The sequence below is a fragment of the Desmonostoc vinosum genome (assembly GCF_059505385.1).
In genome coordinates, this window is record NZ_JCACKM010000080.1 from 18,428 (window position 1) to 31,013 (window position 12,586).

9 protein-coding genes and 1 pseudogene are annotated in these 12,586 nt (G+C 41.6%); 4 read left to right on the top strand and 6 right to left on the bottom strand.

Annotated features, from left to right (window positions below; genetic code table 11):
- Positions 1–87 precede the first annotated feature (87 nt).
- The 4 genes and pseudogenes from apcB to AC5JMF_RS13845 form a co-directional block, all read right to left on the bottom strand.
- A complete protein-coding gene (apcB, locus tag AC5JMF_RS13830) occupies positions 88–573 on the bottom strand; it encodes an allophycocyanin subunit beta (RefSeq protein WP_495796301.1) in 486 nt (161 codons plus the stop codon).
- A 67-nt stretch (positions 574–640) separates the two neighbouring features.
- Positions 641–1,126 carry an allophycocyanin subunit alpha gene (gene apcA, locus AC5JMF_RS13835; protein WP_495796302.1) on the bottom strand — a complete coding sequence of 162 codons (486 nt, stop codon included), beginning with the start codon at positions 1,124–1,126 and terminating at the stop codon, positions 641–643.
- A 371-nt stretch (positions 1,127–1,497) separates the two neighbouring features.
- Positions 1,498–4,746, bottom strand: a pseudogene (locus tag AC5JMF_RS13840) (phycobilisome rod-core linker polypeptide); the annotation flags it as partial.
- 260 nt (positions 4,747–5,006) lie between these two features.
- Entirely contained in the window at positions 5,007–5,138 is a 132-nt protein-coding gene (locus AC5JMF_RS13845) for a hypothetical protein (protein ID WP_495796303.1), read from the bottom strand.
- A gap of 475 nt (positions 5,139–5,613) precedes the next feature.
- Between AC5JMF_RS13845 and AC5JMF_RS13850 the strand changes: the two genes are divergently transcribed.
- Entirely contained in the window at positions 5,614–6,144 is a 531-nt protein-coding gene (locus AC5JMF_RS13850) for a hypothetical protein (RefSeq protein WP_495796304.1), read from the top strand.
- Positions 6,145–6,778: 634 nt separating this feature from the next.
- Here the strand turns inward: AC5JMF_RS13850 and AC5JMF_RS13855 are convergent.
- Positions 6,779–8,092 carry an RNA-guided endonuclease InsQ/TnpB family protein gene (locus AC5JMF_RS13855; protein WP_495796305.1) on the bottom strand — a complete coding sequence of 438 codons (1,314 nt, stop codon included), beginning with the start codon at positions 8,090–8,092 and terminating at the stop codon, positions 6,779–6,781.
- Positions 8,093–8,336: 244 nt separating this feature from the next.
- Complete coding sequence (locus tag AC5JMF_RS13860; protein ID WP_495796306.1) at positions 8,337–10,541, bottom strand: bifunctional serine/threonine-protein kinase/formylglycine-generating enzyme family protein; 2,205 nt, start codon at positions 10,539–10,541, stop codon at positions 8,337–8,339.
- A 686-nt stretch (positions 10,542–11,227) separates the two neighbouring features.
- On the opposite strand from AC5JMF_RS13860, the gene AC5JMF_RS13865 reads away from it, so the two are divergent.
- The 3 genes from AC5JMF_RS13865 (at position 11,228) to AC5JMF_RS13875 (ending at position 12,567) form a co-directional block, all read left to right on the top strand.
- Positions 11,228–11,515: a hypothetical protein gene (locus AC5JMF_RS13865; protein ID WP_495796307.1), complete on the top strand. Its 288-nt coding sequence runs from the start codon at positions 11,228–11,230 to the stop codon at positions 11,513–11,515.
- 205 nt (positions 11,516–11,720) lie between these two features.
- Positions 11,721–12,068 (top strand): type II toxin-antitoxin system HicB family antitoxin, encoded by a 348-nt coding sequence (locus AC5JMF_RS13870; protein WP_495796308.1) that lies wholly within the window; start codon positions 11,721–11,723, stop codon positions 12,066–12,068.
- A gap of 256 nt (positions 12,069–12,324) precedes the next feature.
- Complete coding sequence (locus AC5JMF_RS13875; RefSeq protein WP_495796309.1) at positions 12,325–12,567, top strand: PIN domain-containing protein; 243 nt, start codon at positions 12,325–12,327, stop codon at positions 12,565–12,567.
- The last annotated feature ends 19 nt before the right edge of the window (positions 12,568–12,586 follow it).

Here is a 12,586-nt window from a genome sequence, read left to right on the forward strand (position 1 = left end):
ATAAGCAATAAAACGCTCTAGCACTCATAATTGATTTCCAGACCTTAATAAATTCGCACCTAATAGAAGTTAAGTGCAAACCAGCTATTAGCTTAAGCCAGAGGAGATATAGTCTAGGTAAACGCCCATTTCTTTACCAGCATCGGGGCCTACTAAGCTAGCGGTTACTTCTTTGATTGCTTGGATAGCTTGTACGGTAGCACCGACGGGAACACCCAAGGAGTTGTAAGTTTCTTTCAAACCGTTGAGTACACGCTCATCCAGGATGGAAGGATCGCCAGCTAACATAGCGTAGGTTGCATAGCGCAAGTAGTAGTCCAAGTCGCGGATGCAAGCAGCGTAGCGACGGGTGGTGTACATGTTGCCACCGGGACGGGTGATATCAGAGTATAGTAAGGACTTAGCTACAGCTTCTTTAACGATCGCAGCTGCGTTAGCACTAATTGTGCCTGCCGCACGGACGCGCAGTTCACCAGTTGCGAAGTAGCCTTTCAACTTGGTTAAAGCAGATGAATCTAGGTACTTACCTTGAACGTCTGAAGAGTTAATGACAGCGGTAATTGCGTCTTGCATGTTGTTATTTCCTTATTTCCAACCTTATTGCAATACTTCTGTTTCGTGTTGAGGAAACAGTTTGAGCTTACTGCATCGCACCGACTAGGTAGTCGAAGTAAGAGCCAGCTTCACCAGCATCTTCAGCAGACAATAGTCCACCAGCAACGCCTTTCATCGCTGTTACGCCTGCGGCTACAGCATCGATAGGGGTACCAAGGGACTTGTACATTTCGCGAACACCCACAACACCAATTTCTTCGATGGGGGTAACATCACCAGAAACGATTCCGTAGGTGATGAGGCGGAGGTAGTAGTCTAGGTCACGCAGACAAGTAGCGGTCATTTCTTGGCCGTAAGCGTTGCCACCAGGAGAGACAACATCAGGGCGCTTTTGGAAAAGTTGGTCGCCTGCTGTTTTTACAATCCGCTCGCGGTTTTCGGTCAAAATTTGAGCAATGCGGAGGCGACGCTCACCAGCTGCAACAAAGCTTTTGATTTGATCTAATTCGCCAGGGCTGAGGTAGCGGGCTTCTGCATCAGCATTCACGATGGACTTCGTGACGATACTCATTAATGGATTCCTCCAAAAACTAATGAAACCAGAATTTAATTAAACTGGTGCGACTTTAAATTTGGTTGAGAGTAGTTTTGTGTTCTTATGCTTTTGAAACAACAGTTAAATAACTGGCATAGATTAGTTTTTTACTAGCCTACTTAAGTTAATAACCAGTACACAAGCTCTAAAACACAGCTACCTTCCGCAAAACATTCTCCGGCATTCTGTTGAGCATTTATGACTGCTCTTAACACTTTGTAATATTCTTTTTCAGATTTACAACCAAATTTGCATTCTGAAAGCATTGTTACGAAAGGTTAAGGGGATTGGGTACTGGGTAAGTTCCCAGTCCCCAGTTCCTTTGAAAACTACCTGCTAGCAGGGATGAAGCGCTGGTAAGGCACCACATCTTCTCCGAAGTAGCGGGTATATTCTGGATGATTCACGATTGCCTCTACAGTGGCTGGTAAACCGCTATTAGCTAACAGTTCTTTGTATTGGCTAATTTCGTCTTGATTAGCCACTGTACGTCCTAACAGGTGACGGAAGAGGAACTCAATCACTTTGGTGTTGGGATAAGGCACACAGAAGCGTTGGTGATAGATTTCTGAACTAGCTAGTGCTTGGACAAACTCGCGCACAGAAATTTCTTGATTGCCGAGTTTGCTTTCTAGTTCCGGATGGCGGTAATGATTGGGAACCTGACCATCAAATAAATCTAATACCTGAGAGTAAGCGGCGTTAACTACCTGTTGGATTTCTGCCTCATTAGCACCGATACTCAGCCGATAAATGCGTGTAGGTTGGCGACGGCTATTTACAACCTCTACAGACTGTGTAAGAGCGTTGTTAGAAGAACGACCCAATTCTACAGATAAATCTGCGATCGCCTGCGTTAAACTCGACGTAGTACCATTATCTACGCCGGATTTCACTGGCTCAAAGCTAGGCACAACCACATCATCATTTTGCTTGGTGAGTTGATTGTAGAGCTTCTCGGTATTCGGGAAGTTGGCTGCTGGTAGAGTTGGGAAGCGCCGATAAGGCACTGTATCTTCACCAAAGACCTCGCGATACTCGGCACTATTGAGCAGGGCAGCGATAAAGGCGCGAATCCCTTGGGTAGCTAAAATTTGGTTATATTTGCGGATTTCTGCCTGGTCAATTGGTGCGCGTCCCAAGAAGTGCTTGGTTCCTAACTCAATTACCTTGGTGTTGGGATACGGTGTGTAGAATTCTTTGAGGTAGAGATTCGAGTAACCCAAACCTTCAATAAATTCCTTAACGGTGATTTCGCCGTTACCCAGCTTACTTTCTAACACCGTAAATTCGTTTTTGACGATGTAAGGTGCAATATCGCGTTCAAAAATCTGACGATAGGCAGCACTAATTACAGTTTTCACTGCAACTTTGTCGCTAATATTTGCTACCAACTTGAAGACTTTGGTTTGTTCGCGCTGCTTGCTGACACCTTGGTTGATGCGGAATTGGATATCTGGTTCTGACCGTGTTTGCGAGACTGTACCCAGTTCCACAAAGCGTGGGGTTGCTTCTTTATCGATTCTCGATCCCACGTCTTCGCGAATGCTACCAACCCGCAGCTGTCTTAATGCCACACCAGAAGGAGTTAAATACCGTTCATAAGGAACTGTATCTTCACCAAAAGCCTCACCGTATTCCACGCTGTCAATGATCGCATCAACCAGTGCATAGAAACCTTGCTTGGCGGAGATATCAAAGTATTTGTTTGTTTCCTGACGACCGTAGGTAGGACGACCCAACAACCGCCGATGGATGTACTCAACCGCTTTCATGACATACAAGGATGTCCAGTACATCTTGCGGAATACATCTGACTTAGCCAAGGCCCGGATAAACTCGCGCACAGAAATGTCGCCGTTTTCTAGCTTAATTTCTTGCACTTTTAAGCGCTGACCATCGTAAACATCGCGACCGAAAACTTGTAAGTAAGCGGCTCTAATCACCGCCTGCGTTGAGCTTTCAGAGTATTTGATGCTTGCACCTTTAGGAGCTTTTTTACCAATAGTGCCTGGAAGTTGATCCAACTTAAACACTTTAGCCCCTAAAGAACCAGGAGCCACGCCCCGCGCCTTGGGATTACTGTTTTGGTTATTAATCCCTGGCCCTTGGTGAATGAGAATGCGCTTAGTATCTTTACCAAAGAAAGCTGGTCTGCTGCTGGGGTTACGGGTTTCTTTGGGGAAAATTGCCCCAAACTTGATTTCTAAGGGGTCATTACCAGAACCATAGGGATGTTGGTCTGGTAGTGGTTGTTCATAAGCAGCAAATGTGGTGATAAACTGGGGTACTTTGCGGAAAGGCGCACTGTAGTTAAACAGGTCTTGCTGTGGCCCCCAGTTGCGACATTCTTGTGCTTCTTGACCCAAACCCCGGAGGTATGGTACTGTCTCTTCACCAAAATAGTCGCTGTATTCGTCAGAATCTACTAAAGCATCCACTAAGGCTGCCAAACCACCGTTAGAAATTATCGAGAAGTATTTTTGTACTTCTTCGCGGCTACTTGGCCCCCGACCCAGGATATGACGGAAAGCCAGCTCGATAACTCGGCTGTTAATAAAAGGCTGGTAAAACTGTTTTTGGTAAAGGGGAGATTTGGTTAAACGGCGAACAAACTCCTTCATGGAGATGTCACCATTTTTTACCTTGGATTCTATGTCAGATATCGACAAGCTATAAGCACGGGTAATATCGCGCTCAAATATTTGCCGATAAGCTGCTTTGATGACTTCATTTTTTTCGCTAGCTGACAACCCAGGCTTCATGACAAACTTGGGACGCCGTTCTGATGCACTAAAGTAAATTTGCGGCAGTTGCAAACCTTGTTGGTCGCTAGAAGGACGTTGACGCAGTTTGTTAGAAGGTGTAGGTGCTTTAAACTCTGTCAACAGTACATCCATGTACTGAGACACAATTTCTGTAGCTTCAGCATCCTTGCGGAAAAAAGAAAGGGCTGCGGCTTTGATTTCTTGTAATGCCACTAGTGTTGCTTCACCAGAGCAGGCATTTTCAATGATTTCCCGCAAACCGCGTGTGTTGACAGCGATGATGTTGGGGTCGCCAGCAACGATCGCATAAGTAGCATAGCGCAAGAACCAGGATAAGTCCCGCAAGCTTTTCGCCATGTTGCTTGGGCCATAACGAGCAACGTTAATTGGTCTAAAGCCTGGAGGTGTTGGGCCGCTGGGGGATGAGTTAAATATTGAGCGTAAATTTTCTAGGAATCCACCACGGCTTTCAACGTAGGTTACAGTTCCTAGTTTCATTCCCTCTTGTACATCTGCACCACCACTACTAGCACTAGTGCTGGCCATCACTAGTTCTGGTTCTCTGGGCTTTTCTAAAAAAGCCATGGGCGAACCACCAACAAAAATCCGGTTGGCAGCCCGAGATACGATAATCTCGGAATTTTCCGTGAGAGTCTGAGCAATTTCTAGACGCTTTGCACCAGACGCAAAATAGCTTGCTAGTTCATTTAGTTCACCATTTCCCAAAAAGCGGTCTTGTTGCTCTGCTTGGGAAATTGTTGCCACAGCTAGGGTTTGATATAGTTGCGGACGCGCAACTGAGCTTCCACCACTTGCCTTAACACTCATCGGATTTGTAAAACTCCCATCATAATCATTTATGTGTTAAGTCTGGGTTGCTTTGGGGCTTGACATATCGGTATGTTCATGCGTTTAAAGCTTGAGGTACCGTCTTCAAAATTGCCAGTAAATTAACCCAGTCAGCTTTTAGATTAGAACGTTTTGCGTTCTCAGGGCTGATTTATTAAGAAGTATGTACAATCTTTAGCCTTGAGGGATCAAGTTCCAGAAGTAGTCACTTGTGCTGAATCTTAGACAAAATCTCATTTTTATTTCTCTGGCTGGGGAATGGGAATAGGGAATTGGGTGGACGTTGTTGGTAAATCTTTGATACCGCGACGGTATTGCAATTCAAAGTTATGATGCTGGCGATCGCAGCTTCGTAAACAATGGTTATTCATGATAGGTGTTAATCTTTTTTTGTGCTGTTTAACTCCTATTTCTCAGATGGATGCCAATCTGCAAATAACTAGCTGATCATTATCTAAAATTAGCATGAGTGAATTGATATTCAAACGAGAAAAAATAATACGAATTTTTATATCTTTTTTATATAAATTGAATAGCAATATATTAAAATATATAGCCAATGCAATTAATTTATCTGCACACAAGTCAATAATTCTCTATGAACTTTGATTAATCTCTAAATTATATTTAGTTTCTGCGAAGCTAGGTACAGCTATACTGCTTTTTTCATGTTTCCTGACCACGCAAGTAACTTGAGAAATCAAAGCAGACTGCTATTTATACCCTGGCGATCGCATCTGATTTAAATTTCTTTATTGTTATTACTAAGACTCTTGCTTGAAGGTGAGACTTAAATAGGATTAAAGCAGAATGAAAAATCAATTTAAATAATATCAAAAGTTAATCATGTCTAGAAATCATAAATTTAAATTTTTATGCCATGCAGCTATGTCTGCACTAGCTGTTATATTGGCGATCGCTCCTGTAAATGCACTTCCAGGACAAAATATTAATACTGTGATCAAATGGGCCAAAACCAGAACAAAACTACCAGTTTTAAGATATAACAATGAAGCCTATGGTTATTCCGGTACAAAAGGGAATTTATACTTTTATGTCAATGTGACTTTACCAAATGAAACAGTCATTAAAGAGGGAATAACCGTTAGTAGAGACCCTAATGTTAAATTCACTAGAAAAAATACTAAAGCAATAAAGCTAGTTCAAGATATTTATAGTTACAACCTTGCTAATGACTTTAACAAGTCTAGATACATTACAAAAATTGATCGAGACCTGTTTTATCGAGGTAAAAAATTTGCTTATATTGCTGCCGAAGTCCAGGATGGGTCAGCATTTCAGATTATTGAATTGAGTAAATTGCATCAAGAAATCGGCAATGCTAAATATTGTCAAACTCATGTATGTGACATTTAATTAATTCCAAACAATCTGAGTTGTAAATTTTTGTAAATCTCCCTGAGAAGCTGGGTGTTTTTTCATTGGCAGGAAAGCAACTGCATAACCATGCTAAAAAACCAGTTTCTACAAATTTTATTTTTTGTTGGTATAAAATTTATTACTAAATACAGGTATACAATCACTGATATTATAAATCTATGTCTAATAGCAAAAGTCCATTTCTAATGGACTTCTTACTCTCTGCGATTCTGCGCGGCAGTCGCTACAACGGGGGGAACCCCCGCAACGCGCTGCCTTGCCTCTGCGTGATACAAATTCATATTTCTACTCAGCAACGCCGAGTTTTTACATCTGTTTTAGGAAATTGCAACTGCTTCAAGTCAGCATCAGCTTGAAATCGAACTACTGTCATATCTTGCTCTTTTTGTGAGTTTGAGCGGCTTTCAACTTCTCATATAGAAGTGGATTCTTGTTTCTTAAGGACTGTTGTAGTTTCTCAAACTCTGCCTCAGCTTCCTTTAAATATGCATCAATTAGCTCTTGGTTAGCAAGATAAAAAGCGATCGCACCATAAACCTGTTCTAAGGATTTCGGGTAACTTGATTAAATCTTGACACTCCCCGACCTGAAGGTGGGGGGATTCTTGAATCTAAGACATAACTTGCTCATGCAGGTTTTCACCAACAAAAGTAGAGGTTTCATCTCCCCAAGCGTTGCTTGCATCTAGTGCAAAGGTTCCGGTATGCCCTACCGTACCCAATCCTCGACTAAGGATATTTCTAGCAGCGTTTTCATCTCTATCCATGACACAACCACATTTACAAACGTGGGTGCGAGTGGATAGTGTTTTTTTAACAACTTCACCGCATCTAGAGCAATCTTGGCTCGTATATTGCGGATTAACCGCAACCGTAACTCGTTTAAATACCTTTCCAAAGTATTCAAGCCAAACACGGAACTGATACCAAGATGCGTCATTGATGGACTTAGCTAAACAATGATTTTTCGCCATGTTTTTAATCCTCAAATCTTCGTAGGCTATCAAGTCGTTAGACTGAACTACGCACCGTGCTAATTTCACAGCATGGTCTTTACGTTGCCTACTTATTTTGAGGTGGCGTTTTCCTAAAATCTGTCTTGCCTTGCCTCTGTTTTTTGAACCTTTGACCTTTCTGGAAACTCGGCGTTGTGAACGCTTAAGAACCTTTTCACCTTTACGCAAAAACTTTGGATTTTCAACCATTGTCCCTTCAGAATCGGTGTAGTATTCATTGAGACCAACATCTAACCCAACTGTGTTTCCAGTTGACTTAATGTTCTCAGAACGGTCTACATCAATGCAAAATTGAACATATACACCATCTGCACGTTTTACCAATCTCACCCGTTTAATCTGGTTAATTTGATAGAAGTGCAAATCACGAGTACCTTTGAGTTTTAAAAGACCAATACCTTTTTTGTCGGTGAAAGTTATGGATTTACGATTATCTGCAAGCTTCCATCCTGTTGATTTATACTCAACAGAACGACAATCTTTCTGGAATTGAGGAAAACCTGTCTTGGAAAGTTGAGCCACTCCCTTGCCGGGGTTCCCCCGGTTGAAGGAAGTGGCGTGAGCCACTCCGTTGCGGGAAGTGGCGTTGCTCAAGTCGGCAGAGCCGCCCACGCAACTTTCCGCTTTTTTCCCGGAAATACCCTTTTTGCAGTTTTCATAAAACCTGGAGATAGATGACCATGCTCGTTCAGCACTAGCTTGTCTAGCCATTGAATTAAGTTCATTTGCGAAGGGGAAATTAGCCGCAAGCACAGCACAATATTTTTGCAAATCATTTTTACCCGTGCCTTTAACATCCATCCATAGCCGTATACAGCTATTGCGAATGAATTTGGCAGTGCGTATTGCATCATCTATTGCCGCTAATTGCCTTGACTTTCCATAAGCTTTGAATTCAAAAACTAGCATCTTTCTACCTCCTGTCTTATACTAGCACATCTGGTATAAGATTAATGAAAACACAATAAAAAGCCGTCCTATAAGGACGGGGCTTTAGACCCATTTTTTCGGTAAGTTTTTTGTATAATAGGTAAATAACTCATCCGATAAATTTAAAAAAATATTTGATCGCGCTTTGCGCGAGACGTTAAGAAGGGAAAAGAGAAGAAGTGTAGAGTGCTAAAGGGCAAAAGTATAAAGGGCTACTGAGTCCTCACGCGGGAACGACGGAAACAGCACGAAAACCAATGTGGTTGACACGGAGGACGGCTGCGTCCCAGGGGCGGAACGCACTGCGACAGAGCGCTGGGTCGTTGTACCAAGAACCACCGCGCAGCAGACGATATTGATTATCATTATCAATTAGCCAATCACTACTGTCTATTGGTGCATTATTATAATTTTCGTGCCACTCATCCTGACACCATTCCCATATATTACCATGCATGTCAAATAAACCAAAGGGGTTAGCAGGAAATTTCCCCACATCGGTTGTTTGCTTTCGATATTCACCCTTTGGAGCAGAATTGTATGTGTAATTGCCGTCGTAATTTGCCAAATCAGTCGTAATTGTTTCGCCAAAATAAAACGGGGTGGTTGTGCCTGCACGACAAGCATATTCCCATTCTGCCTCTGTGGGTAAGCGATAGGTTTTGCCAGTCTTTTGAGATAGTCTGGCGCAAAACTCAACCGCATCATTCCATGAAACCTTTTCCACAGGTCGATTCGCACCTTTAAAATAGGATGGGTCGGGATTTAAATCAATATTCACTTTACCAAGAGCGGCAACAGCAGCCCATTGAGCTTGGGTGACAGGAAATTTCCCCATGAAAAAGGGTTGAATGGTGACGGTATGCTGTGGACTTTCAGAGTCATATCGTCCTGGCTCATTCTCTGGCGAACCCATCAAAAATTTACCACCAGGAATTGCAACCATCTGTAAAACTACACGATTACCAAGGTTTTCTGTGAAGAATTCGGCACGTCCCCGACTGCGGCGAATTTCACAAGTTGTTTTCACCCTACCCAAAAAACCTAAGCTTTTTACCGTTAGAGTGGCAGTGTCAAATTCAAAAATTTGAGTTTGAATACCTGGAGGAGAAACAACTTTAGATGATTCTCTTGCATGTTGTTTTTGTAATTCTGCTCTTTGTTTTTCCTGGCGCAATCTTTCAGCTTCTTCTTGCTGGCGCTGATATTCTGCTCTTTGTTTTTCCTGGCGTAATCTTTCGGCTTCTTGCTGTCTTTGATATTCTGCTTGCTTCGGTGCAAATACTCGTGCTTCTATTGCTGCGATATCTTCATCCCGCAGTCCTAAAAATCTTTGATAGTCTTGCAAATCCTTTTGAACTCCCTGGCCAAAGGGATATTGTTGATTGACTGCATCAATCAATGCCTGTTCATACTCCTGTAACTTCCGCTGATACTCCCGATAAGGTTTGAGAACTTGTTCTTGAATTTCCCTAGCTTCATCTTCAGATAAGCCTAACTCCATCCGCTGAGATTCTAGTATTCTCAATGCAAAGACAGAAAAATTACCTTGTTGTACCCTATTTGTGGCTTCTTGAAGGTATATTTGTTTGGCAGTATTAACAATAATCGTTGATGATATGGGGGATGATGGCGGTGTTAAAGCTTGCAACACCTCCGTTGCTTTGGCATAACGTAAACTGAAGTGACGACGCACCATTTTGGTTAACACCTCAGCCAGATTGTCACTTAGATATACTTGGTTTCGCCAAATAATTTCACCTGTTTGGGGGTCTTCTGGCAAATCGGAGGGTAAAACACCAGTCAAAGCTTGAATAACGGTCATTCCCAAAGCATAGACATCGCTACCTAAACAAGGTTTGCCATTCTTTTGCTCATTGGGCATATAGCCAGGAGTGCCAATAACAACGCTAGGGTTTATTTCACCTTGAGTATTCAACATTAAACTACCAAGTTCTTTCACCGCTCCAAAGTCAATCAGGAAAATCCTCCCATCCTGTTGCCTTCGCATCAGATTTGGGGGCTTGATATCACGGTGAATCACTCCATAGCTATGTACAAAAGACAAGATTTCTAATACATCCTGTAAAAGCTTAGTAACATAACCTTCACTCAGTTGCTTACCAGGAAAAATTTCTCTACTCAGGTCTTGTCCCTCGATAAACTCCTGAACAATGTAAAGACTTTGGCCTTCACTAAAGTGCGCTAGTAATTGAGGAATTTGGGGGTGTTTTCCTAGCCTTTCGAGAATCGCCGCTTCTTTTTCAAAGAACTCGATCACACGGGGATTAGACTGGTTAGGACGCAGTTGCTTGACGACACATAAAGGCTTACTAGGTTGGAAATTATCTCTAGCCAAAAATGTTACACCAAAAGCGCCACCGCCTAATTGCCTAATAATTTCATAGCGTCCAGCCAGTACATTCAAGATGACTATCAACTCCTAGATAAGTAGAAGGACTAAATTAAACCTCACCTCAGATCTTGCACCTTTCAAACTGTCAGTCGCAAAACTTACCTAATTGTTCGGCTTCGCTCTCTACCGCCAGGGATTGTAAATCCCTGTCTTATAGCAAAAGTCCATTAGAAATGGACTAAATACAGAGACAAATAGATATGTAATTTTTATAACTTTATTGCGGCAGACTCATTATTTTCACTCGCAGGTGCAAGATGTGAGTCACCTCGATTGCCGGGTTTCGACTCCGCTCAACCCTCGTCTTCTCAAAGAGCGAGCATTGAGCGACTTGCCCTAAGCAAAGCCGAAGGGAGTCGAAATGCATTTCATAAATAAATAATTGTGTCTACTTACTTAATAGATTTTAGTGTGATTTTTTTAATGATTATAACAGTATCTTAGTCTCTTTTTAGTATTAATTTATTCTCCTTAAAACTTGATAATTATTAATAAAAATTGGGAAAAAACTAGTTGACAAGTATAAAAATATACATTAACATAATAAGTATGAGAAGGGCGATCGCCTGATTCCGCTAAAGAAGAAAGCGATCGCCCCTATCTAACATCCACAATTGATAAAGGCGATCGTCTGATTCCACCAAAGAAGAGAGCGATCGCCTTTATGTAACATCCATAATCGGAGTACAAATACAATCATGACACAATCCCAAAAGTACCAAGACAATCAAAATTCCGCCGAATCAAAGTTACAACAGTATCTCAAGAGCGAAGATTTAAATACACCTAATCAATCTTCTGAACAGCCATTACCCAAAAGAGAACCACTTAAGCATCTACTAATTGGTTCACCCAAAGCTGTTACTAAAACAATTCACCGTTTGCAACTCAATGGCTACGCCAGTGTAGGAGATTGGAGTCCATTGTTACCAACCGCCAACCCAGAGGAGGTAATGAGTATTTTAATCCGTCAAATTCTGATGTAATAACCCAAATTTAAGTTAGATCCCCGGCTTTAAAAAAAAGTCGGGGTTTTGGATATTTGCACATAAAGTTATAATCAATATAAAAACTAAGCTAAAAAACATCTAAATTACATAATCAAATTAAATAAAACTCTTGTGGGGTGGGCATCTTGCCCGCCCTAATTATGCAAGTTATATGTGGAACAGCTTAAAGGATCAAAACTTTATGAATTTAGTTGTCAAAACTGACTCGATCAAGACAGCACCTAAGTTAACTTATGATGTGCTGATTGAAAATCAACCAGATGGCACAGTTAAAGCAACATTACTAGGTTTACCAGACTGTCAAGGTTTAGGAAATACAGAAACAGAAGCAATAGAAAAACTCAGTCAAAGTTTACAAACTCGGTTAGAAACTGCCAAGATTGTGACTATAGAACTTGAAGCACCCAAAGTAGAAAACCCTTGGTTGAAATTTGCGGGAATGCACAAAGATAACCCTCTTTTTCCTGAAGTGCTGGAATTCATAGAAGCTGAACGAAGTCAAATCGACTTGCAGCATGGGACAAAGTGAGTATTATGTGGATATTAGATACAGACCATTTATCCTTGTTTCAAAATACTCACCCATTAATCATACAACGCATAAGAGAGCATAATACTGAAAATATAGCCATAACAGTAATTACATTCGAGGAGAAAGTTAAAGGATGGCTGAATGCGATCAACAAATACAGCACATTTCATCTGAATGAAGTACACAAGGGCGGGCAGGATGCCCACCCCACAAGATTTATCATATTAAGATGTGTACTTCATTTACTTGCAAAGTGCTGTATAATAATCAACCTTCTAAATATGACAAATTAATATGGGGATACAAGGGTTTATGGGATGAAATAGAATTTTTCAAAAATGTAAAATTACTTGAGTTTGATACTAAAGCTTGTAATATTTACGCTGAATTAGTTAGGCAGAAAATTCGCGTTGGCACTCAAGATTTACGCATTGCAGCAACTACGCTATCAGTGAATGGGGTTTTAGCAGAATCGAAAAGAAGCCCCGCGCTCTAACGCTTCGTTGAGCGTCGGG

What these genes read in the sequence shown, in the direction of transcription:
- apcB (WP_495796301.1), bottom strand. Translation starts at nt 573, where the DNA reads ATGCAAGACGCAATTACCGCTGTCATTAACTCTTCAGACGTTCAAGGT.
- apcA (WP_495796302.1), bottom strand. Translation starts at nt 1,126, where the DNA reads ATGAGTATCGTCACGAAGTCCATCGTGAATGCTGATGCAGAAGCCCGC.
- AC5JMF_RS13845 (WP_495796303.1), bottom strand. Translation starts at nt 5,138, where the DNA reads ATGAATAACCATTGTTTACGAAGCTGCGATCGCCAGCATCATAACTTT.
- AC5JMF_RS13850 (WP_495796304.1), top strand. Translation starts at nt 5,614, where the DNA reads ATGTCTAGAAATCATAAATTTAAATTTTTATGCCATGCAGCTATGTCT.
- AC5JMF_RS13855 (WP_495796305.1), bottom strand. Translation starts at nt 8,092, where the DNA reads ATGCTAGTTTTTGAATTCAAAGCTTATGGAAAGTCAAGGCAATTAGCG.
- AC5JMF_RS13865 (WP_495796307.1), top strand. Translation starts at nt 11,228, where the DNA reads ATGACACAATCCCAAAAGTACCAAGACAATCAAAATTCCGCCGAATCA.
- AC5JMF_RS13870 (WP_495796308.1), top strand. Translation starts at nt 11,721, where the DNA reads ATGAATTTAGTTGTCAAAACTGACTCGATCAAGACAGCACCTAAGTTA.